Annotated in this window: 20 protein-coding genes; 18 read left to right on the top strand and 2 right to left on the bottom strand. The window is 53.7% G+C overall.

Translation table 11 applies throughout. From position 1 onward, the window contains the following. Positions 1–143: 143 nt before the first annotated feature. From FPZ49_RS12020 to FPZ49_RS12010, 3 genes are all read left to right on the top strand, one after another. Positions 144–2,360 carry a YhgE/Pip domain-containing protein gene (locus FPZ49_RS12020; protein ID WP_144846912.1) on the top strand — a complete coding sequence of 739 codons (2,217 nt, stop codon included), beginning with the start codon at positions 144–146 and terminating at the stop codon, positions 2,358–2,360. Positions 2,361–2,447: 87 nt separating this feature from the next. Next, complete coding sequence (locus tag FPZ49_RS12015; protein ID WP_144846909.1) at positions 2,448–3,191, top strand: glycerophosphodiester phosphodiesterase; 744 nt, start codon at positions 2,448–2,450, stop codon at positions 3,189–3,191. Between the two features lie 75 nt (positions 3,192–3,266). Continuing rightward, positions 3,267–4,670, top strand: a complete 1,404-nt coding sequence (locus tag FPZ49_RS12010) for an S-layer homology domain-containing protein (protein ID WP_186445785.1) — start codon at positions 3,267–3,269, stop codon at positions 4,668–4,670. Between the two features lie 65 nt (positions 4,671–4,735). Here the strand turns inward: FPZ49_RS12010 and FPZ49_RS12005 are convergent, their stop codons facing one another. After that, entirely contained in the window at positions 4,736–5,170 is a 435-nt protein-coding gene (locus tag FPZ49_RS12005; RefSeq protein WP_144846903.1) for a DUF2621 domain-containing protein, read from the bottom strand. 180 nt (positions 5,171–5,350) lie between these two features. On the opposite strand from FPZ49_RS12005, the gene FPZ49_RS12000 reads away from it, so the two are divergent. Next, complete coding sequence (locus tag FPZ49_RS12000) at positions 5,351–6,478, top strand: deoxyribonuclease IV (protein WP_144846900.1); 1,128 nt, start codon at positions 5,351–5,353, stop codon at positions 6,476–6,478. A 42-nt stretch (positions 6,479–6,520) separates the two neighbouring features. Continuing rightward, positions 6,521–7,417 carry a formyltetrahydrofolate deformylase gene (purU, locus tag FPZ49_RS11995; RefSeq protein WP_144846897.1) on the top strand — a complete coding sequence of 299 codons (897 nt, stop codon included), beginning with the start codon at positions 6,521–6,523 and terminating at the stop codon, positions 7,415–7,417. Positions 7,418–7,481: 64 nt separating this feature from the next. Here the strand turns inward: purU and FPZ49_RS11990 are convergent, their stop codons facing one another. Next, complete coding sequence (locus FPZ49_RS11990) at positions 7,482–8,591, bottom strand: GGDEF domain-containing protein (RefSeq protein WP_144846894.1); 1,110 nt, start codon at positions 8,589–8,591, stop codon at positions 7,482–7,484. A gap of 380 nt (positions 8,592–8,971) precedes the next feature. On the opposite strand from FPZ49_RS11990, the gene tkt reads away from it, so the two are divergent. The 13 genes from tkt to FPZ49_RS11925 all read left to right on the top strand — a co-directional run bounded on the left by tkt (position 8,972) and on the right by FPZ49_RS11925 (position 21,436). Then, on the top strand, positions 8,972–10,975 hold the full coding sequence (gene tkt / locus FPZ49_RS11985) for a transketolase (protein ID WP_144846891.1): 2,004 nt from the start codon (positions 8,972–8,974) through the stop codon (positions 10,973–10,975). 116 nt (positions 10,976–11,091) lie between these two features. Then, a complete protein-coding gene (gene ppnP / locus FPZ49_RS11980; RefSeq protein ID WP_144846888.1) occupies positions 11,092–11,409 on the top strand; it encodes a pyrimidine/purine nucleoside phosphorylase in 318 nt (105 codons plus the stop codon). A 210-nt stretch (positions 11,410–11,619) separates the two neighbouring features. Further along, complete coding sequence (locus FPZ49_RS11975) at positions 11,620–12,972, top strand: glucose-6-phosphate isomerase (RefSeq protein WP_144846885.1); 1,353 nt, start codon at positions 11,620–11,622, stop codon at positions 12,970–12,972. Positions 12,973–13,115: 143 nt separating this feature from the next. Then, the gene (locus FPZ49_RS11970) at positions 13,116–13,757 is read left to right on the top strand and encodes a YigZ family protein (protein ID WP_144846882.1); all 642 of its coding nucleotides are present in this window, start codon (positions 13,116–13,118) and stop codon (positions 13,755–13,757) included. Between the two features lie 62 nt (positions 13,758–13,819). Next, positions 13,820–14,461, top strand: coding sequence for a TetR/AcrR family transcriptional regulator (locus tag FPZ49_RS11965; protein ID WP_144846879.1), 642 nt, complete (start codon positions 13,820–13,822; stop codon positions 14,459–14,461). A 221-nt stretch (positions 14,462–14,682) separates the two neighbouring features. Continuing rightward, complete coding sequence (locus FPZ49_RS11960) at positions 14,683–14,910, top strand: DUF1128 domain-containing protein (protein ID WP_261381368.1); 228 nt, start codon at positions 14,683–14,685, stop codon at positions 14,908–14,910. 160 nt (positions 14,911–15,070) lie between these two features. After that, positions 15,071–15,373 (top strand): 50S ribosomal protein L33, encoded by a 303-nt coding sequence (locus tag FPZ49_RS11955; RefSeq protein WP_144846876.1) that lies wholly within the window; start codon positions 15,071–15,073, stop codon positions 15,371–15,373. A gap of 212 nt (positions 15,374–15,585) precedes the next feature. Beyond that, the gene (locus tag FPZ49_RS11950; RefSeq protein ID WP_391563817.1) at positions 15,586–16,524 is read left to right on the top strand and encodes an ABC transporter ATP-binding protein; all 939 of its coding nucleotides are present in this window, start codon (positions 15,586–15,588) and stop codon (positions 16,522–16,524) included. Next, positions 16,521–17,618 carry an ABC transporter permease gene (locus FPZ49_RS11945; RefSeq protein WP_144846873.1) on the top strand — a complete coding sequence of 366 codons (1,098 nt, stop codon included), beginning with the start codon at positions 16,521–16,523 and terminating at the stop codon, positions 17,616–17,618. Before FPZ49_RS11950 ends, FPZ49_RS11945 begins: the two co-directional genes overlap by 4 nt. Positions 17,619–17,765: 147 nt before the next feature. Next, positions 17,766–18,413, top strand: coding sequence for a tropomyosin (locus tag FPZ49_RS11940; RefSeq protein WP_186445784.1), 648 nt, complete (start codon positions 17,766–17,768; stop codon positions 18,411–18,413). A 229-nt stretch (positions 18,414–18,642) separates the two neighbouring features. Next, a complete protein-coding gene (locus tag FPZ49_RS11935) occupies positions 18,643–18,861 on the top strand; it encodes a hypothetical protein (RefSeq protein ID WP_144846868.1) in 219 nt (72 codons plus the stop codon). 102 nt (positions 18,862–18,963) lie between these two features. Then, a complete protein-coding gene (locus tag FPZ49_RS11930) occupies positions 18,964–20,745 on the top strand; it encodes a B12-binding domain-containing radical SAM protein (protein WP_144846866.1) in 1,782 nt (593 codons plus the stop codon). A 127-nt stretch (positions 20,746–20,872) separates the two neighbouring features. Continuing rightward, positions 20,873–21,436: a hypothetical protein gene (locus FPZ49_RS11925; RefSeq protein WP_144846863.1), complete on the top strand. Its 564-nt coding sequence runs from the start codon at positions 20,873–20,875 to the stop codon at positions 21,434–21,436. Positions 21,437–21,497: the final 61 nt, after the last annotated feature.

The raw sequence follows: 21,497 nt of genomic DNA, 5'->3' as shown, positions 1-21,497 counted from the left end.
ATTGAAACCCCGTTAAGGAATGAGGTGCTAAGCCTGGGTTCTTTGGCGGGGTTTTTGTCTTGGTCTGAGTTGGATAGGCTGGCTGGACAGACAAATACTAACTAGAGCTAAAGGTGGGGAATGCAGAAAGGAAGGGGAACGCCATGAACGGCTTCCAGATGGCCATTCACGACATTAAGCAAATGTGGGGCTCCAATATGGCTCGCCGCTCGGTGCTAGGCTTAATGGTGCTGCCGCTGATGTATAGCTTTATTTATTTGTGGGCGTTTTGGAATCCGACGGATCTGCTGCATCGGCTGCCGCTGGCGGTCGTCAATCAGGATCAGGGGACGGAGCAGGGAGGCAAGCCGGTCAACCTGGGGAGGGAGCTAACGGACCAGCTGTTAGCGGATGGCCAGACCCATTGGACGGAGGTTAAAGCGGAAGCGGGAGCTATGGGAATTGAGCGGCTAAGCTATTTTTTGGTGCTGACGATTCCAGCGGATTTTTCGGAGACGGCTTACAGTGTGGGGACGCCGCGGCCGAGGGCGAGCCAGCTGTCGTATCAGGTAAACGAGGGGGCCAATATGCTCGGGGTAAAGGTCGTGCGAAGCGTGATGGATCATGTCTCGCATGAATTGGAGCAAAAGCTGACGGAGAAATATTTGCGCGTACTGTTCGACCAAGTGCTCAATGGCGGGCAGGGGCTGAAGCAGGCTGCGGATGGCGCGGCGAAGCTTGCGGAAGGGACGAAGCAGGCTCAGGACGGGGCGACGGCACTGGAAGAAGGACTGCGCCAGGCCCAGGCGGGCATGGGGCCGTTGTCGGACGGGCTGACCAAGCTTCTCAATGGCGCGAATCAAGTGGAGAACGGGATCATCCGTCTCGACACGGTGACTAGCCTTGGTGCGGATGCGGTGGCCAAGCTGAATGGCCAGCTGGCGCAGCTGCTGGACCCGATCAATAAGCTGGCGGCCCAGGCGGAGCAGCTGCGAGCGGTGCTGGATGCAAGCGGCCAAACGCTGAAGCAAAGCCTGAGCGCGCTGGCGGCGACCGGGACGGCGATCGAGGACGCGAACCGCCGCATCGACGAGCTCCAGCGCAGCTGGGATGCCGCCGTGGGCGACCGCCTGCGCCAGCAGAAGGCGCAGCTGGACGGCGCGCTGGCCGACCTGCAGGCGCTCGCCGCGCAGGTCGCGGAGCTCAGCGGCAGCGAGCGCTTCCGCAGCGCCGTGGCGCAGCTGCAGGCCGCGGAGGCGCGCCGGCTCGAGCTGGAGCAGGCGCGCACGGATGCGCTGGCGTCGCTCGGCCAGGCGCGCACTAGCCTGGCGCAGGCGGCCGCGCAGCTGCGCCAGGGCAGCCAGCAGCTGGACGCGCAGCTCGGCCAGCTGCAAAGCGGGCTCACGGCGCTGCAAGCCGCCGTGCGCGAAGTCGTCGACCAGCTGAACCGGAACCGGCAGCTGGTCGAGGATTTGTCCGGCCGGCTCACGCAGCTGGCCGATGGGGTGAAGCAGCTGCAGCAGGGCAGCACGGCGCTGGTCGAAGGCATCAATGCCTTCGGCGCCGGCTTCCAGCAGCTGCGGGACGGCACCACGCGCCTCCACGACGGCAGCGTGCAGCTGGTTAGCGGCCTGCGGGACATCCACGCAGGCCAGCAGGAGCTCGCCGCGAAGCTCGGCGAGGCGGCGGGCATGGCCGCGCAGGACGGCCAGGCCGAAGCACGGATCGCCACGATCACCACGCCGGTGCAGGTGACCGAGCAGAATCTGCATCCCGTGCCCAATAACGGGACGGGGTTTGCGCCGTATTTTATCGCGCTGTCGCTGTGGGTCGGGTCGCTGGTGCTGTTTTTCGTGATCGACTTAAACAAAGTGGTGTCGATGCCGAAGCGCCCGATCTCCTACATGACCAATAAATACTTGGCGCTGGCCTCCGTAAGCGTGTTCCAATCGGCGCTGTCGGTGTTCGTGCTCCATACGGGATTAGGTATTCCAACGGTGCTTCCGGCTCTCCATATGTATGGCTTTGCGGTGCTCTTGGGCCTCGCTTTCACGGCCATCTTGTTCATGCTGATCTCGATGCTCGGAAGTGATGTAGGGCGGTTCGTGGCGATTGTCATCTTAATGCTGCAGCTCACCTCCAGCAGCGGATCGTATCCGGTGGAGCTGGAATCCAAATTTTTTGGCTTCATTCATCCGATGCTGCCGATGACCTACGCGGTGGAAGGGTTCAGACAGCTGATCTCGATCGGAAGCAGTGCAGTGATTGCCAGAGATGCCTTGATCCTGGCCGGATACGGCGTAGCGGCGCTGGTCCTGCTTTATGTTGTCAAGCGGAAGAGCTTTATCCATCAGCTGGAGGAGCATCCGGTAGGGCGATAGAGGTGTCGCTTTTTTACACTTGTTTCCTGCCCCAGTTCAATCCGATAATAAATGCAGAAGCATCGAATATGAATTGGAGGAGACGACATGACAATTGGGTCGAAGCACCAGCCGCTTATTATTGGCCACCGCGGGGCGAAGGGATCGGCGCCGGAAAATACGCTGGCCGCGTTTGCCTTAGCGTTCGAGCAAGGGGCGGAGGCCATCGAGCTGGACGTGCAGGAGTCGGCAGACGGCGAGCTCATCGTATGCCATGATGCTACCGTGGACCGGACAACGAACGGTAAGGGACGGATTGCGGAGCTGACTGTAGCGGAGCTGCAGAAGCTGGACGCCGGCGGATGGTACCACGAGCGGTTTGCAGGAGAGAAGCTGCCGACATTAGCGGAAGTTTTCGAGCTGGTGCCGGTGGAGTACATGATCAATGTGGAAATTAAATGTCCCTTCAGCGAGCGTCTATTCGTACGGCTCAAAGAGCTGCTGGAGCAGTACGATCGGCTGCAGAGCGTCGTCGTCTCGTCGTTTAACCATAAACTGCTTCAAGAGCTGAAGCAACGGCTGCCGGAGTTGAAGGCGGGGCTCCTGTATGAAGCCAATTTTACGCAGCACCGCAAGATGGCGGAAGGCTCGGGCATCGGGGTGTTTTCGCTTCATCCGCAGTTTCGTCTCATCGGGGCCGAGGATGTGAAGGATGCGCTCGCGCATGGCTTGCAGGTTTATCCTTATACGATCAATGAGCTGACCGATCTCCAGCGCGCGGTAGAGGCGGGGGTGTCCGGTATCATCACCGATTATCCGGATCGCTTGAAGCGGCTGCTCGCAGGTGAGTAGATCGACTTTTTCCAAAAAGGTAATAAATTCCGCCCATTCAGCCGATAAAAGGAGAAGTGAATGGAGGGAATGCAATTGATCAAACGAACTTCTTCTATTTGTCGAATACTAGCGATGCTGCTGATCGTCAGCGTGTTCTTTTCACTCCTGCCGGGACCGGTGACGCGGGCGGAAACACGCTTCTCCGATGTGGACGGACGGTATGCTTGGGCGCTTCGTGCCATTAGCCTCATGGCGGACAAGCAGGTGCTGACCGGCTACCCTGACGGGCGCTTTCGTCCGGATCAGCCGGTTAACAAGTCGGAATGGACCGTGATGGTCTATCGGCTGTTTGATAAATACCGCCCTAACCAAACTTCGGATGCGCAGCAGCGAATGGCCTATTTTGCGGATGTGCCGGCGCAGCATTGGGCTTACCAGCCGATCTCGGGGATTTATACCTCCGACTTCCGGATCGGGGGCTACGGGGTTAACCGGAACGGGGAGACGGCTTTCCGTCCGGAAATGCAGTTGACTCGCCTGCAGCTGGCGCAGATGCTGTACGCGTTCTTCGGTAACCGGCTGATGGACCGCCGATTAAGTGATAATGATGCTTGTGCGGTGGTGTCATCATTTAAGGATATTCCGGTCAAAATGTTCACAGATCCAGCTCAATACGAATTGGCCAAGGCGGATGGGCGGTATACGTCCAGCGGGCTTATGGATGTGGAGTCGAGTGATGTATTCACCCTGCTAGCCCTTGGAAGCAATGGAGCTGATTGCTCGCTCGGAGACGACGAACTATCGAATGTGCAGGCGAAGGCTTTGGCCAGCCTGAGCGGAAGCGGGATCATGACCCCGAATAACGATGGCTATTTCCGCCCTAAGGATGCAGTAACGCGTGCGGAAGCGGTGACGATTCTGGAGCGGATTTATAACTATTTGAAGCGGAACAACTGGTTGTACGATTACACTTCGATCGACTTGAATGCTGCCGGATCGACCGCAAGCAATCCGACAGGCGCCGGGGGAGCGGGGACTGGGTCAGATGCTGGCGGCTACCCGAGCACAGGAACGGGCGGGTTTAGCAATAACCCGGACAGCGATGTAATCCAGCCGGGCAGCCCTGAAGGGAATGCGGCGGATACGACTTGGTCGGATAAATCGACCATTCGGGTGCGGGATTATTTTGATGACAAAGGCGTGATCGTGAAGGACTTGCGGAACTATGGCGAGCTGGAGGCGGCTGTACAGCCAAAAGGGAAGAAATATTTGACGGTGGATCTCAAATCGCAGGAGAAGGTGGATCTGTACATCATTTTGGATGGCCGCATCGCCTTCGTGAAGCAGGAAGAGCTGCCGCTCACGCTTCCGGTCAGCACCGTGTCGATCGTCGGGCTGCGCTCGCAGCAGCGGAACATCAATCCGAATGCGGGCGGCGAAATGAAGGCTACGCTCTCCGTCAAGCTGCTGGATGAGGAGCCGAAGAAAAAGAAGTAACCACGCGAACAAGACAAAAAGGCCGTCCGGTTCTTCCGTTTCGGGAGTTCCGGGCAGCCTTTTTTTTACTGAAGCAGGTGCCTGTAGGCGGTATAATCGATTTGCTTTTTGTCGAGATACGACGTTAAGCTCTTGTAATCGCGTTTGGGCGTGGCCAGGATGTACCCTCGGATGCAGTGATCCTGCGTCACGGCGGTGGCTTTATCCTCCAATGCGACTTGTCCGATCCTGGCTGCAATGGAGTGCTTGGCTATATCTCGAAATGGGGTAGGTACGGGCTCGACCAGCATGTCTAGAAACGCTTTGGCTTCGTCGTTCCATAGGTGGCGGGAGGATTCGACGTAATGATTTTGCCAATCGAGCGTCGATTTGCCATCCTCTCGCGGAAGCACCTTGAAGAACTTGCGGAACATAAAGTACCCGCCGACCGACATCATAAACAATAGAACAAACACCCAGAATATAATAAACCACATAAACCCCGTATGTACGGCATTCATAGACTAGCTCACCTCACCCTTATTATACCTTATTTTCAGCCCGGGGAAAATGCACCTTGGAGCTCGCGGGATTTAAGCTTCCACGAATAGGCATTGCTCGAGGGACTGCTTATTCTAGATTTCTTGTGGCAATCCTAGTAGAATAGATAGAAGTGAAAAATAAAGGAGTGATTCCCGGTTATGATTAGAATCGGATCGCACGTTTCGTTTTCGGACAAGGGTCTGCTGAATGCGGCTGAAGAGGCTGTTTCCTATGGCTCGGGCACATTTATGATTTATACGGGAGCGCCGCAAAACACGCGCCGCAAGCCGATTGAAAACCAATACATCGAAGAAGGCAAAGCTGTGATGGAGAAGCATGGGATCGGTGAAATTATCGTCCATGCCCCTTATATTATTAATCTCGGATCCTATAAAGAAGATACATTCGAGCTAGCGGTTCGATTTTTGCAAGAGGAAATTCGCCGCACGAACTATTTGGGCGTTAAGCAGATTGTGCTGCATCCGGGCGCGTACACGGATAAGGATGCGGAGTACGGCATCACACGGATTGCCGAGGGCTTGAACGAAGTGCTGGCCGGTGTAAAAGACACCGACGTGAATATTGCACTCGAAACGATGGCCGGCAAAGGAACGGAGATCGGACGCAGCTTCGAGGAGCTGGCATCTATTATCGAGAAGGTCGAAGATAATGGCAAGCTGACGGTTTGCTTGGATACTTGCCACGTGAACGACGCCGGCTATGATATCGTGAACGATCTAGATGGCGTGCTGGAGCAGTTCGACCGTATTGTGGGCTTGAACCGTTTGGCGGTTGTTCACTTGAACGACAGTAAGAACCCTCGTGGCGCAGGGAAGGACCGTCATGCCCCTGTGGGTGCCGGCTGGATCGGCTTTAAAGCGATGCATGGCGTAGTGCATCATGAGAAGCTGAAGCATTTGCCGTTTATTTTGGAAACCCCATGGATCGGCAAAGACGACAACACGCAGCGTCCAATGTATGAGACGGAAATTGCTTTATTAAGCGGCACGGTCAAGGATCGCTTCGGTGAAGAATTCCTGTCGGATGTGGAGAAGCTGGGCCATTTCTTTACGAAGCAAGAATTGCATTCGCGCGACTTCGTCCTGCAGACGTGGGAAGTGCTCAAGACTGATGCCAAAGCAAAAAAAGCGGACGGTCGCGAGCCAATGGAGCGCCTCTACGATTTGATCCTTGCCAAAAGCTTGTTCCCGGAGCTTAGCGAAGAGCAGGTGAACCAGCGCTTGACCGCTTGGTTTGCAGGCGAGCACTTGTTTGCCACCGTTTAGTTTGTAGCTTGTAGACCGTTGCCAAAGGGGTAGAACGCAAAGATGATTCCGAAAGTCACACCGAAATCCAAAAGCATTAGCCTGTACAACCGCGCCCGCATGCTGGTATCCTGCCCGGATCAGCCTGGTATCGTCGCTGCGGTTTCCCGGTTTTTATATGAATACGGAGCGAACATCGTTCAATCCGATCAATACACGATGGACCCAGAAGGCGGTCTCTTCTTCATCCGGATCGAATTCGACCTCGAAGGCCTGCATGAGCGCCGCGATCAGCTGAAGGCCGACTTCGCCCAAGTGGCGGACAAGTTCCAAATGCAGTGGAGCATTACGAGAGCGAGCCGGAAAAAGCGTTTGGCGATCTTCGTCTCCAAGGAAGACCATGCGCTGCTGGAGCTGCTCTGGCACTGGCAGTCGGGTGATCTGGACGCGGACATCGCCATGGTCATCAGCAATCATAACGATATGCGTGAGCTGGTGGAGCCGCTCGGCATTCCGTACTACCATATCCCGGTGACGTCGGATACGAAGGCGGAGGCGGAGCGGCAGCAGATGGAGCTGGTGACCGGCGCCCAAGTGGATGTGGTCATTTTAGCGCGGTATATGCAGATTATTTCACCGAAGTTCATTGAGCATTATCCGAACCGGATTATTAATATTCATCATTCCTTCTTGCCGGCGTTCGTCGGCGGTAAGCCTTATGCGCAAGCTTATAACCGAGGTGTGAAAATCATCGGCGCCACGGCGCACTACGTCACGGAGGAGCTGGACGGCGGGCCGATTATTGAGCAGGACGTTCAGCGGGTGAGCCATCGTGATAACGTGGAGGATTTGAAACGCATCGGTCGCCATATCGAACGAACGGTGCTGGCGCGTGCGGTGGCGTGGCATGTAGAAGACCGTGTCATCGTGCATCAGAACAAGACGGTTGTGTTTAGCTAAAGGTTTATGAGTGTTGAAAAAACGGCAGCGCAGGCGAGGAATACTCGCAGCGCTGCCGTTTTTGCTATATGCTGTACACCCCGAGCTCTCCGCTTCCTGCGGTTTGGGCGACGGTTTTGTTTTTGCCGGTCCGTTTGGCTGTATACAGCGAGCTGTCAGCCCCTTTGAACAGCCGTTCCTTGCCGATCCCCTTTACATAATCCTGCAGCCCTATGCTGATCGTGGCCGCTTGGCTATCCAATTCCGGATGTAAGGTAATTGCGAGCTGATGGCGGATTTGCTCGGCGATACGATACGCTTCGTCGAGTGATTTTTCCGTAAAAATGACGGCAAATTCTTCGCCCCCATAGCGGGCTACGAAATCGTTGGGCGTCACCGTGTCCTTCAAAATGCCGGCCACCCGAGTGAGAATCACATCTCCGACCCAGTGTCCATATGTATCGTTAATGGTTTTGAAATTATCGATATCGATAATCGCGAGCTGCATGGAGAGCTTGTTATCCTCGCATTGCTCAATCAGCTTTTCAATGTATTCATGAAAGGTCTTGTGATTGTACAGATCGGTCAGTGCATCGATTTTGGAGAGCTTGTCCATAATAATATTTTTGACGAGCAGCTCCTGTTTGGCTACGGTCGTGAGATTGAGGTTGTTTAACAGCTCGATCCCGCTGCTGCTGATGGTGAAAGCGATGACGGTCACACCGATATAAAGAAACAGCAGGCCGATGATATGAATCGGGTGCATAGCTTCTCGAAGCTCGGGGCTTGCCGTGTAGAGGAGCCCAAAGGAGAGAAGAATCATGATGAAGGCGGCGACAATCTTTTTTCGATTAAAGGAAAGCACCGACGTCAAAATCGGGAAAATGTAAATGGCCGGCACGATGCCGATGGAAGGATTCATCAGAATAATGGAAGAAGCGTAGATCATGCCGGTAAAAATGAGCAGGTAATCGCTTTGCATTTTCCGGTATCGGTACAGCATCTCGGCCACTCCGGTAACGGCGGCAAGCCCGAAAGCTTGCAGAACCAGCGGAGCTAGAAACATCTGTGGGGCTTCATTATCATGCAGGGCGTATTCGAAAGCGGCGGTCAACAAAATGGTCAGCCAGTACAGGTTCAGCATGTTTCGATACGTTTGGCGCGTATTGGCTAACTGTTGCAGCGTATGATTCATGGCAGACTCCTAAACAAAAGATGCGTCGGCCGGATGGGATTTCATGGAAGTGTTGATCGACAACCTAATATTTCGACAAGGATGAATTAATTCCTTCGACCGAAAGCTTTTTTTTCAAAATGATTTGTTCATGGGGATTGGCGACGGGCTGGCTTAGGATTTGCTCAAAAAGAAGTTTATTGTTTTTGTATGTTTACAGGTTGGATATGGCAAACTGTGACGGACAGTGGTACAATAAGGCAAGTTAAAGCGAAGGACAATAATTTATGCACACGTGAACAATCCATATTGTGGCGCTGTTTTTCGAATATATGGTGGACAGTAACTTTAGGGACAAGCGTGATCGTGTGCGCCAGCAAACCTTACGTAGGAGGATTACAATGACCGTAACTAACAAAACGATCGAACAACTATCCATCGATACGATCCGTACGCTTTCCATCGATGCGGTGGAAAAAGCGAAATCCGGCCATCCGGGCATGCCGATGGGCGCTGCGCCGATGGGCTATGAGCTGTACGCAAAAGTTATGAAGCATAATCCGGACCAACCGACGTGGATTAACCGCGACCGCTTTGTGCTGTCTGCCGGACACGGCTCGATGCTGCTGTACAGCCTGCTTCACTTGAGCGGCTATGATCTGCCGATGGAAGAGCTGAAAAACTTCCGTCAATGGGGCAGCTTGACCCCAGGTCACCCAGAGGTTGGACACACAGCAGGCGTAGATGCTACAACTGGCCCACTTGGACAAGGCTTCGGTATGGCGGTAGGTATGGCTATGGCGGAAGCTCACTTGGCTGGTGTATATAACCGCGATCAGTTTAATCTGATCGATCACTATACTTATGTTATTTGCGGCGACGGCGACTTAATGGAAGGGATCTCCTCGGAGTCCGCATCGTTGGCAGGACATTTGAAGCTTGGCAAATTGATCGTGCTGTACGATTCCAACGATATTTCGCTCGACGGCGAGCTGAACCTTTCGTTCTCCGAAAATGTAGCGAAGCGCTTTGAAGGCTACGGCTGGCAAGTGCTGCGCGTGGAAGACGGCAACGATCTGGATGCGCTCCACAAGTCGGTGCTGGAAGCTCAAGCGGATTACCGTCCGACGCTGATCGAAGTGAAGACGGTCATCGGCTACGGCAGCCCGAACAAAGCGGGTAAAGGCGGTCACGTCGGCCCTCACGGCTCCCCGCTGGGTGTAGACGAAGTGGCGCTGACGAAAAAAGCGTACGGCTGGGACGATACGCAGCATTTCTACGTACCGGATGAAGTGCGGAAGCATTTTGCCGACGTGAAGCAAAAGGGCATTCAATCTTACGAGGCATGGACGCAATTGTACGCTGACTATGCCAAGGCTTATCCGGAGCTGGCTAAGCAGTTTGATACCGCGGTCAAGGGCGATCTGCCTGAGGGCTGGGATGCAGATATTCCTGCGGACATCTCCGCCGAGAAGGGTACGCGTACGGCATCGGGAATCGCGCTGAACGCGATCGCTAAGAATACGCCTGCGCTCGTCGGCGGTTCGGCGGACCTGGAGTCCTCCACAATGACGCACATGAAGGGCCTGGGCGTGATGACGGCTAATGATTACAGCGGCCGTAACATCTACTACGGGGTTCGTGAATTCGGCATGGGCGCGGCTGTCAACGGCATGCTGCTGCATGGCGGTCTGAAGGTGTTCGGCGGTACGTTCTTCGTGTTCTCCGACTACCTGCGTCCGGCGATTCGTCTGGCATCCATTATGGGCGTACCGGCGATCTACGTCTTTACACACGACAGCATCGGCGTCGGCGAAGACGGCCCAACGCATGAGCCGATCGAGCAGCTGGCGGCGCTTCGCGTCATTCCAGGCATCACTGTGATTCGTCCGGCGGACGGCAACGAATCGGCTGCCGCATGGCGTTATGCCGCAGCGAACAAGCGCGGTCCGGTTGCCCTGGTCTTCTCCCGTCAAGCGGCTCCAACGCTTGCAGGCACTGAAGACGGCGCGGTTGAACGCGGCGCTTATGTACTCTCCGATGCGCCAGGCGGCAAGCCGCAAGCGCAAATTATCGCGACAGGTACGGAAGTGCAGCTGGCGGTTGCCGCTCAGAAGCAGCTGGCTGAAGAAGGCGTTGCAGTACGCGTCATCAGTATGCCAAGCTGGGAGCTGTTCGATAAGCAGTCGCAGGAGTACAAGGATTCCGTTATTCTTCCGGACGTGAAAGCCCGACTGGCTGTAGAAATGGGTCATTCGTTCGGCTGGGAGCGTTATGTCGGAGACCAAGGTAGCGTGCTCGGCATCAACAAGTTTGGCGCATCCGCACCAGGACCTGTTGTCATCCGCGAGTACGGCTTCACCGTGGACAATGTTGTAGCTCAAGTTAAGCAATTGTTGAAATAAGACGTGCCACTGGAGAAGCTTGACTTGGTGTACGATTCGGGCCGTTAATCATTAACGGTCTGAATCGTCCCGTCTTGGCTTCCTCCTGGCATCCATAGAAAAGGAGATTGCAATCCATGTCCCAATTCGAGAATGTAACGGCTGTGAAGAAGGCCAATGTATATTTCGACGGTAAAGTCACGAGCCGCACGGTTCTGTTTGCCGACGGCACGAAGAAAACGCTGGGTATTATGCTTCCTGGCGAGTATGAGTTTGGCACCGACTCCAAAGAAATTATGGAAATTCTGGCAGGCGAGCTGAAAGTGCTGCTTCCAGGCGCAAGCGAGTGGCTGGAAATCAACGGCACGGGCGAGTTTACCGTCCCGGCACACACCAAGTTTAAGCTGGAGATCAAGACGGTCACCGATTACTGCTGCTCTTATATCGCCGAGTAATCGCGGCCATTTCATCAGACCCCGCATGGCTTACTGAATCCCTCAGGTTCAGGTTTTGCCTGCGGGTTTTCGCTTATCTAAAGCCCTATTTCCGGTGTTGAAATTTCAGGCGAGACGGAGAATTTCATATTGCTTTCCAGTAGGCAGTGAAGTATTCTTATACAAATGGTATTTTACAGACTAGAGGATAGGACAGGAGGATCATATTGAATGAGCGCAAAGCTTCGTTTTGATTACAGTAAAGCACTGGGCTTCCTTCAGCAGCACGAGGTGGATTACTTAGCTGGAGCCGTGGGTGCGGCGCATGAGCAACTGCATAACCAAACCGGTGCAGGCAGCGACTTTGTGGGCTGGATCGATCTGCCGGTCAACTATGATAAAGAGGAATTTGCACGCATCCAGAAGGCGGCGCAGCAGATTCAATCGGACTCCGACGCGCTCGTTGTGATCGGAATCGGCGGCTCGTACCTGGGAGCTAGAGCGGCGATCGAGATGCTGTCGCACAGCTTCTACAACCTGCTTCCGAAGGGCAAGCGCAAGACGCCGGAAATTTATTTTGTCGGGCAAAATATCAGCTCCACTTACGTAACTCATTTGCTCCAATTGCTCGAAGGCAAGGACATCTCGGTCAACGTCATTTCCAAGTCCGGAACGACGACGGAGCCGGCGATCGCCTTCCGGATTTTCCGCGAGCTGCTGGAGAAGAAATATGGCAAGGAAGCGGCGCGCAAGCGCATTTATGCAACGACGGACCAGGCTAAAGGCGCTTTGAAGAAGCTGGCAACCGAAGAAGGCTACGAAACCTTCGTCATTCCAGACGATGTAGGTGGACGCTACTCGGTCCTCACAGCGGTAGGCCTCTTGCCAATCGCTACCGCAGGCATCGACATCGAAGCGATGATGCGCGGCGCGGCGGATGCGCGTGAGGTGTACTCGAATCCGAATCTGAAGGAGAACGAGGCTTACCAATACGCAGCGGTGCGTAACGCGCTGTACCGCAAGGGCAAGACTACGGAAATCCTGGTGAACTACGAGCCATCGCTGCACTATGTTTCGGAATGGTGGAAGCAGCTGTTCGGCGAGAGCGAAGGCAAGGACAACAAAGGTATTTATCCTTCCTCGGTCGACTTCTCCACGGATCTGCACTCGATGGGACAGTTCATCCAAGAGGGGACGCGCAACCTGTTCGAAACGGTCATTCAGGTGGAGCAAGTAGTTGAGCATATCACGATCGGAACGGACCCGCAGGATTTGGACGGACTGAACTTCTTGAGCGGGAAAACGATGGATTTTGTTAACAAAAAAGCGTTCGAAGGAACCATGCTGGCGCACTCCGACGGAGGGGTTCCGAATCTGATCGTCACGCTGCCGGATACCACTCCATATACCTTTGGATATATGGTTTACTTCTTTGAAAAAGCATGCGGAATTAGCGGATACCTGCTGGGTGTCAATCCATTCGATCAACCGGGTGTGGAAGCATATAAGAAGAATATGTTCGCGCTGCTCGGCAAGCCGGGATATGAGAAGGAAAAGGCGGAGCTCGAAGCGAGATTGTCCTAGTCATAGGCGTTGGTGCGGATGAGAGGGGCGTGTTGCCTCCTGCATCCGTTTCCAGATTCGGCGAATAGCGAAAAAGCGGTTCATCCTGCGGGGTGGCTGCTTTTTTTGCAAGCTGATGAGTTAAAGGAGGCGTAGAGCGAGCGATGCTCACGCAATATCGTACGGTGAAAGCGTTCGGTTCAGCGGAAATTGTCATTAAGAAATCCCGTTTTATCGGATTTGCCAAGCCGGTCGTTTCTGAAGAAGAAGCGATTCAGTTTATCGAAGGCATCAAGAAGGAGCATTGGTCCGCAACGCATAACTGCTCGGCCTATATGATCGGGGAGCGGGATGAGATTCAGAAGGCCTCCGATGACGGAGAGCCCAGCGGTACGGCAGGCAAGCCCATCCTGGAAGTGATCAAGAACCAAGGCCTCAAGAACGTCGCCGTCGTCGTGACACGGTACTTCGGGGGCATTATGCTCGGGGCGGGCGGATTGATCCGTGCGTACACCGATGGGGCGGTTGTCGGACTGGCTGCAGCTGAGCAGGTGTACAAGGTGCTTCATCGGGAAGTGCTGGTGGAGATCGATTATACGTGGTTAGGCAAGGTGGAGAATGAGCTGCGTGGACGCGCCATGCTTATGGGGGATACCTCTTTTGCCGATAAGGTTACACTGTGCTGTTTGCCGGTGGTGACGGAAGCCGATCGGTTCATCGCATGGATGACCGATTTGACCCAGGGTCAAGGCGTCATCCTGTCGGGTGAAGATCGATACGTGGAGCATGCCGAGCTTCCTGCTTAGGGGCCCGGCACGCTTTTAGTATATAGGGTGGGGAAAATGGAATAGAAGGGGAGAGAGAGCACTTGGCCAGAAAAGCAGTTGCACAGGAACTAAGCCGCGAAAGAATTCTGGATGAAGCAAGACAACTCTTCGCCGAACATGGGTATCATGCATTAACGATGAGAAGTATTGCCAAATCGATGGGGTACAGTCACGGGGCATTATATTATCATTTCCGGGAAAAAGCGGAGCTCTTCTACGCGCTGGTGACGGAAGACTTCAACCTTCTGCTGGAGCGGCTGCGGGATATGCTTAGTCGGACCCGGCTCGGCGATCTGGGACAGCTTCACAGACTGATGCTGGAGTTCATCAAATTCGGCTTGGAGCACCCTAATCACTATGAAATCATGTTTATGATCAAGGATCAGGAGCTGCAGCAGTATTCCCGAACGGAGCAGGCGCAGTGCCTCGATTTGTTCGCCACGGTGGTGCGCGCGGTTGTATCCCGGCAGCCGGGCAGTGAGAAGAAGATGTACAGCTTGCCTTGGAGCTTGTTTATGTCCTTGCACGGATTCATCTCGTATAACATTCATTACAGTCAATCCTATGATGATGTCAAGAAACTGGCGGAGCAGCACGTCAACTACTTATGCGAGGGGCTGGATCACTTCTCCTCGGATTCAAATTCCAAAGATTCTTTGCATCCGCGCACTTCAGTGCTTTGAAGCTTTGACGCTTATCCGCACATCCCCATTACAGGAGGATCGTGTTAGAGTGGATTTTGTGTCAACCGTTCTTTTGCATGACAATGAAGCGTATGTATCATGTGAGGCCTCCTCAGCGGCAGGCAGCATGGTGCGCGGGGGTGAAGCCACGTTCCATGAGGTTGCCAAACGTGGTACAATAGCTGCAAGCAATCATTGTGAACGAAAGGACGGCGATAGGCGTGTCGAATTTGACGGTTAATACGCTCGAAAACACCGAGTATATGATTGAGGAGATTAAGAAGAAGCTTCGTATGGCGACCGGAGCTGCGTTGAAGGCATCCAGGCTGAACGATGAGCAGTATGAGGATCTCCGCGACATCTATGATATGGTGGCAGGCAAGAATAGCTTCAGCATCAGTGAGATCGAAGCGATCACCACCGAGCTGGGAAGACTCCGCAAGGCATAATTCGTCGGATCTGCCCCCAGGAAGGCGAGATACCAGCACATCTTTCTTGGAGCACGGACAACTATCCAGACACATCCGCCGTGCCTACCGTACAATATAGCGTTAATGCCAACCCAGTTTAGACCTGCCGGCCTAACGCTAAATTTTCGGAGGTGCACGGATGAAAAAACAAGTTCTTAAGCAAGATGTCCAAAAGCTGATCGGCAAACAGATTTACGCCCTGAAAAAGGACGGCACCGTAGTAGAGGGCAAATTGGTTCGTGTCAGCGGCAATCAGGTGTTCATCGCTCCCCGGAAGGGCAAACAGGTAAAAACATCAGCGATTTTGCCGCTTGTTTTGTTTGATCTGCTTGCAGTAGGAACTGCTCCATTTGGTTGGGGCGGCGGCTATGGCTACGGCTATGGTGGATATCCTTACGGTGGGTATGGCTATGGTGGGTTTGGCGGACCATTCTTATTCTAAGTAACGAAAGATAAGATAATCATGAGGCTTTTCCCTGCGCGAGTTGGCGGTGGAAAGCTTTTTTGTTTCCAAACTTCAAGCCTATCAGCCTATAGCCAAGCAATTGAAGGAGCAGCGTCGTGGACCTGCTTCTTTTTGTTTGCGAGGTTCGAATGCTATACTGGAATATATTGAGAAAAAGGAGCTGGGAGACGTTGGCGGATGCGGAAACGATGATCAGGGCGGAAGCGCTGGTCAAGAATTACGGAGATTTTACAGCGGTCAAGGGCGTTAGCTTCAACGTGCTCAAAGGGGAAGTGTTCGGACTGCTCGGGCCTAACGGCGCCGGTAAGACGACCACGATAGAGATGATTGAAGGCTTGCGCCGCCCAGATGGAGGCCATGCGCTTGTGGCCGGCTATGATACGCGCACCGAGCTCAAAAAAGTGAAGCAGGTGATCGGAGTCCAGCTGCAGTCTACCTCGCTCTTTGATCTGCTCAAGGTGCATGAGATCGTCAAGCTGTACGCCAGCTTTTATCCGGAGTCGGTTCCGATTGAGCCGCTGCTGGAGGATATGATTTTGCAGGAAAAGCGAAACGATCGCGTCAAAAATTTATCCGGCGGTCAGAAGCAGCGGCTGGCCATCGCGCTGGCGCTGGTCAACGATCCGCAGGTGGTGTTTCTGGATGAGCCTACGACCGGATTGGACCCGCAGGCGCGCCGGACGCTCTGGGATATTGTATTGCGGCTCAAGGAGCGCGGGAAGACGATCGTGCTCAGCACCCATTACATGGAAGAGGCACATGTACTATGCGATCGCATCTGTCTGATGGACAGCGGCAGGGTCATCGCTTTGGATACGCCGCGCAATCTGGTGCAAAGTCTTCAATCCGACAGCGCGATTGAGTTTCGCTTGGAGGGCTCGGAGGAGCATACGGAAGCGCAAGAGCAGCTTGTGATGACCGCGCTGCAGGAGCTGCGAGAAGTAAAGCAGGTAGATCGGCGTAAGGACATCTACGTGCTCTACACGGATCATTTGCAGAGCTCGCTGATCGATTTAATTACGATATCTGATGCAAAGGCCTGGAAAGTGCTGGATCTGCAGACGCGTACGGCGACACTGGAGGATGTTTTCATCCACATGACCGGAAGGAGCTTGAGAGAGGAATGAAAGCCTACATCCAATTGACGCTCAGCCAACTGAGGCTGTTCGCCCGTAACCGTCAGGTGCTGTTCTGGACGCTGTTTTTTCCGATCTTCTTCATGGTGATGCTGGGCTCGTTTCTGGGTAAAGGTAATCCGGTCTCAGTTACCGGAGCGATTATTGATCAGGATCAAACCGCAGCATCACAGAGGCTGGTGCAGGCCCTGAAAGCCAACCCCGTGTTGAAATTAAGCGAAGCGGCAGAACTGGATCCGGCAGTCACCACGCTGAAGCAGGGCGATTACCAGATGGTGCTGTTGATTCCCAAGGGCTATTCCGAGCGGGTGGATCAGAAGCAGCAGGGAGCCCCCGCGCAGCTTAAGGTGTATTACGATGAGACGAATGCGGCGGCTTCGCAGGTCGGACTGCAGCTGATCGCCCCGATTGTGGATGGGATCGATAAGCAGCTGTCCGGCTACACGCCGAAGGTGACGATACAGCCGGAAGGGGTTCAGGCTCTGAAGCTTGGCTATATCGATTTTCTCGTCCCTGGCATCGTTGCGATGATGATTATGTCGAACAATTTGAACGGTGTAGCAGCACAGATCGCGTCCTGGCGGGAGCGGGGAGTGCTGCGGCGAATGCAGAGCACCACGCTCAGCTCGTCGACCTTCATTGCCGCCCAGATTACGGCGAGGCTTCTGCTGAATGGTGCGCAGGCGGTCATTGTGCTGCTTGTGGGATCGCTCTTTTTCGGGACGCATGTGAATGGCTCGTGGGCGCTCTTGCTCGGCTTTATCGTGCTGGGCACGCTGGCATTTATGTCGATTGGCTTTATTATCGCAGGGCTGGCTAAAACACCGGAAAGCGCCGGACCGATCGCGGGGTTCATTTCGTTTCCGATGATGTTTCTTGGAGGCGTATTTTTCCCGATTAAAAATATGCCGGAGTTTCTACAGCCGATCGTGAAGCTGCTGCCGATTTCGCACTTGTCCACAGGGCTGCGGCAAATTATGAATGTCGGAGCGGGGATCACGGAGGTATGGTCACAAGCGGCGCTGCTCGGCGGGTGGCTTCTGGTAGCTTTTGTCATTGCAACCTTTACGTTTAAGTGGGAGTAGCTTATAATGGAAAAACAAGCCAATTGAACGTGATATCTTTGCAGCTTGGAGGAAGAACCTCCTTACAGCATTCGTTGTGAGGGGGTTTTTCCTTTCTTTTTCCTCACTGGCGTTCAGGCCATACTGCATTGTTGGGGGATGATCGGGATGTCGTTTGAGGAACAGGTACTGTCACTGCTTCATGGGCTGAGCCATGATTTGTCGGAGTTTCGGATTGAGGTGGATCAGCGCTTTGCCGGATTAGAGCATCGGATGGACAGGCTAGAGGAACGTATGGTCAAGCTGGAAGCTCGGATGGACAGGCTAGAGGAACGTATGGTCAAGCTGGAAGCTCGGATGGACAGGCTAAAGGAACGTATGGAAAAGCTGGAAGAACGTATGAACAAGCTGGAAGAACGTATGAGCAAGCTGGAAGAACGTATGGACAGGCTGGGAGAACGAATGAACAAGCTCGAAATGCGAGTGGACATGCTGGAGCAGCGATTCGACAAATTGGAGCATGATGTAAAGGAATTGCAGCAAGCGGTAGTAGCTTTAGAGCAGCGTGTGGCTGGTTTAGAACAGAGCGTTGTTGGTTTAGAACAAAGCGTAGCCGCACTGGAGAAAGAAGTGTCCAGCCTGCACAAGGGCGTTCGCGATACGCAGCTTGCCGTGTTGGAGGTGCAAAGGGATGTGAACGGCTACACAGATTCTCTGAAATTTGCGGAGTATAAAATTTACCAATCAGAAAAGCAGATCCATCAGCTAAGCTGGCTGGCTCAAGCCGCACAAACGGACCGGGAGCAAGCGGGTTAAATTTTTTTGCAAAAGCCACTGTTATCGTCACATAGTTTTCATAAAAATGGGAAATGCTATCTCCTGTAAGCTGCATATAGTGGAAAGGCAACGTTTGTTGCGCCAGGCTTCTCGTTGGTCAGAAAGATGGGTAATTTTAATACAACGTTGAAGTTCCTCTAATCTTGTCTTAATGTTCAACACGTAACATAGAGTCAAGAACTTCATGAGCGAAAGGAAGAACGATAGCATGATTTTGTACCAATTAGCCAAACGTTTAGAGCAGCGCAACCGCCTCCAGAATACGATTAACCGAACCGAAGGCGATATCGCGGAGCTTCTCACGCAGAAGGAGCAGATGGACGAGCAGCTGCTGACGCAGGCGAATGTCTGGTCCGAAGCAGGGCAGGATGAATTTCTGCTTACGGCGATTACTCCGGAATCCGAGTTTGCACAAAGCAACTTGTAAAGAAGAAATGGGCCTGTCCGGTTCCGTTTCTTTTTTTTGTGTTCCTTTCGGTTTCCGTGTAGAATAGGGATACCATTTGAAATGAAGAGGTTTGCAAACGAAATGAAAAACATTGTTTTATCCACCTTAAACGCTAAGTTTATTCATACGTCGCTGGCGCTGCGCTACTTGAAATCCTACAGTCAGCAAGATTTTCCGGGCATTCAGATTGCCGAATATACGATCAAAGACCCTGCGATGAACATCGTTTCCGACTTGTATCAGCGGAAGCCGGAGCTCGTGGGTTTTTCGTGTTATATCTGGAACATCGAGGAAACGATCGTCGTGATCGGGATGCTGAAAAAGATTATGCCTGAGCTCATCATCGTCCTGGGCGGGCCAGAGGTGTCCTATGATACGGAATATTGGATGAACCGGCTGCCGGAGGTCGATTTTATCGTTACGGGGGAGGGCGAGGAGACGTTCCACCACCTGCTGACCGAGCTGAAGGGAGACCGGGCGTTCTACAGCGTGTTCGGGATGGCGTACCGGAAGGACGGACGAACTGTCATCACTCCTCCACGGCCGAAGCTCAAGCTGGACGACATTCCGACACCGCACCGATTTGCGGAGGATCTGCCGAGTCTGGCGAATCGTGTCGTCTACTTCGAGACGAGCCGCGGCTGTCCGTTTAGCTGTCAATTTTGCCTCTCTTCGATTGAAGTTGGGGTGCGGTATTTCGACATGGAGCGGACCAAAAGCGATCTGCTGTACTTGATCCGTTCCGGCGCGAAGCTGATCAAATTCGTGGATCGGACCTTTAACATTAAGCGTGATTATGCGATGGAAATTTTTGAATTCCTGATCCAAAATCATAGCGGCTGCGTGTTCCAGTTTGAAATCACGGCGGATATCATGCGTCCGGAGGTGCTGGATTACTTGGCGGAGCATGCGCCTGCGGGCACGTTCCGCTTCGAGATCGGCGTGCAATCCACGAACGATCTGACGAATAGTCTGGTGAAGCGCAGACAAAACTTCACTAAGCTGACCCGCACCGTTACGAAAGTGAAGGAGAGCGGGAAGATCGATCAGCATTTGGATCTGATTGCAGGGCTGCCGGAGGAAGATTATGGTTCCTTCCGCAAAACGTTTAATGATGTGTTCGAGCTGGGGCCAGAGGAGCTGCAGCTGGGATTTCTCAAAATGCTTCGAGGGACGGGCATGCGTCAAGACGCGGAGAAATACGGCTACATTTATATGGATCATGCGCCGTACGAGATTTTGGGCAACAGCATCCTTCCTTTCTCTGACTTGGTGCGGATTAAGCGGGTAGAGGACGTGCTGGAAAAATACTGGAATGCCCATCGGTTGGACCACACCGTGAGCTACCTCATCAAGTACGAATTTGCGACGGCGTTCGATTTTTTCCAAGAGTTCGGGGACTTCTGGGAGGAGCGCGGCTGGCAAAAAATCGGCCATCAGCTGGAGGATCTGTTCACGCGACTGCATGCGTTCCTGAAGGATCGGGGAACCCAGGGGCTGGAGCTGGTCGAAGGCTTGATGAAGCTGGACTACTTCCTGAACCATAAGTATAAGCCGCGCAAAATTTGGTGGCAGTTTACCCTCGACAAAACGCAGCAATCGGACTATATGCGGATGCTCGCGGAATGGCCGGAGCGGGTATCCACCCAGTTTGCGGCACTCCGAATCGGGGAGAAGGACCTGCACAAGCATGTGATGCTCGAGGTGATACCGTTCAAGCTGGATCAGTACTTAGCGACGGGCGAGATCGACCGGTCGGACGAGCAGCTGCTCATCGTTTACTTCCCTCCGGATGCGGCGACGCCTCCACAAGCATTTACACTCGCGAAGGAAGCAGCTGGGGTATCGGGTGGAAAAGATTAAGCTTATGTATCGATGACATAACTTAATCCAGGATTAAGCTTATTGTCATACCGATGACATAACTTAGGGCTACACTAGGTGTTGTAAAGCTCGTTTTCCACTACAAGTCCTTGGAGGTATTTTCACTATGAACATGAAAAAAACGATACTCACAGCAGCAGTAGGCACCCTCGTTGCCGTGGCCTCTGTCGGCTCGGCTTTTGCAGCAGATGCAACGACAACAACGACTCCAACGGCCAGCACGCAAACCAAGCACGAAGCCAAATTGGAGCAGCGCGCAGCGAAAAAAGGGCTCACGGTAGAGCAACTCAAGCAAAAGCGCACCGACCTCGAGCAGGCGGCAGCTGCGCAAGGGCTGACCGTGAAGCAATACAAAGCCAAGCAGCATGAAGCGAATCAGGCGAAGCATCAAGCGGCCCTGGAGCAGAAGGCGCAGAAGCAAGGCATCACCGTGGATCAGCTGAAGGCGAAGCGGGCGGATACGCTGCAGCAAGCCAAGGCACAAGGCCTGACGCTGAAGCAGTATACGGCGCAGCAAAAGGCGCAGAAGAAGGATGCGAAGAAGGCCGAGCGCCAAAAAGCGAAGGCAGACAAGCAGAAGCAAAAGGCGGCTCAAAAAGCACAGAAAAAAGCACAAAGGCAAGCCGCCAAAGCTCAGAATCAGCAGCCAGCGGCAGTAGTTCAGCAATAGTACGGTGGAATAGAAAAGAAGGGCTCCCTCGCGTTGAATGCGTCGAGGGGACCCTTCTTTT

The organism is Paenibacillus cremeus (assembly GCF_007786445.1).
GTDB lineage: Bacteria > Bacillota > Bacilli > Paenibacillales > NBRC-103111 > Paenibacillus_G > Paenibacillus_G cremeus.
This window is presented reverse-complemented; position numbering and strand designations above follow the sequence as displayed.

What these genes read in the sequence shown, in the direction of transcription:
- FPZ49_RS12020 (WP_144846912.1), top strand. Translation starts at nt 144, where the DNA reads ATGAACGGCTTCCAGATGGCCATTCACGACATTAAGCAAATGTGGGGC.
- FPZ49_RS12015 (WP_144846909.1), top strand. Translation starts at nt 2,448, where the DNA reads ATGACAATTGGGTCGAAGCACCAGCCGCTTATTATTGGCCACCGCGGG.
- FPZ49_RS12005 (WP_144846903.1), bottom strand. Translation starts at nt 5,170, where the DNA reads ATGAATGCCGTACATACGGGGTTTATGTGGTTTATTATATTCTGGGTG.
- FPZ49_RS12000 (WP_144846900.1), top strand. Translation starts at nt 5,351, where the DNA reads ATGATTAGAATCGGATCGCACGTTTCGTTTTCGGACAAGGGTCTGCTG.
- purU (WP_144846897.1), top strand. Translation starts at nt 6,521, where the DNA reads ATGATTCCGAAAGTCACACCGAAATCCAAAAGCATTAGCCTGTACAAC.
- FPZ49_RS11990 (WP_144846894.1), bottom strand. Translation starts at nt 8,591, where the DNA reads ATGAATCATACGCTGCAACAGTTAGCCAATACGCGCCAAACGTATCGA.
- tkt (WP_144846891.1), top strand. Translation starts at nt 8,972, where the DNA reads ATGACCGTAACTAACAAAACGATCGAACAACTATCCATCGATACGATC.
- ppnP (WP_144846888.1), top strand. Translation starts at nt 11,092, where the DNA reads ATGTCCCAATTCGAGAATGTAACGGCTGTGAAGAAGGCCAATGTATAT.
- FPZ49_RS11975 (WP_144846885.1), top strand. Translation starts at nt 11,620, where the DNA reads ATGAGCGCAAAGCTTCGTTTTGATTACAGTAAAGCACTGGGCTTCCTT.
- FPZ49_RS11970 (WP_144846882.1), top strand. Translation starts at nt 13,116, where the DNA reads ATGCTCACGCAATATCGTACGGTGAAAGCGTTCGGTTCAGCGGAAATT.
- FPZ49_RS11955 (WP_144846876.1), top strand. Translation starts at nt 15,071, where the DNA reads ATGAAAAAACAAGTTCTTAAGCAAGATGTCCAAAAGCTGATCGGCAAA.
- FPZ49_RS11950 (WP_391563817.1), top strand. Translation starts at nt 15,586, where the DNA reads ATGATCAGGGCGGAAGCGCTGGTCAAGAATTACGGAGATTTTACAGCG.
- FPZ49_RS11945 (WP_144846873.1), top strand. Translation starts at nt 16,521, where the DNA reads ATGAAAGCCTACATCCAATTGACGCTCAGCCAACTGAGGCTGTTCGCC.
- FPZ49_RS11940 (WP_186445784.1), top strand. Translation starts at nt 17,766, where the DNA reads ATGTCGTTTGAGGAACAGGTACTGTCACTGCTTCATGGGCTGAGCCAT.
- FPZ49_RS11935 (WP_144846868.1), top strand. Translation starts at nt 18,643, where the DNA reads ATGATTTTGTACCAATTAGCCAAACGTTTAGAGCAGCGCAACCGCCTC.
- FPZ49_RS11930 (WP_144846866.1), top strand. Translation starts at nt 18,964, where the DNA reads ATGAAAAACATTGTTTTATCCACCTTAAACGCTAAGTTTATTCATACG.
- FPZ49_RS11925 (WP_144846863.1), top strand. Translation starts at nt 20,873, where the DNA reads ATGAACATGAAAAAAACGATACTCACAGCAGCAGTAGGCACCCTCGTT.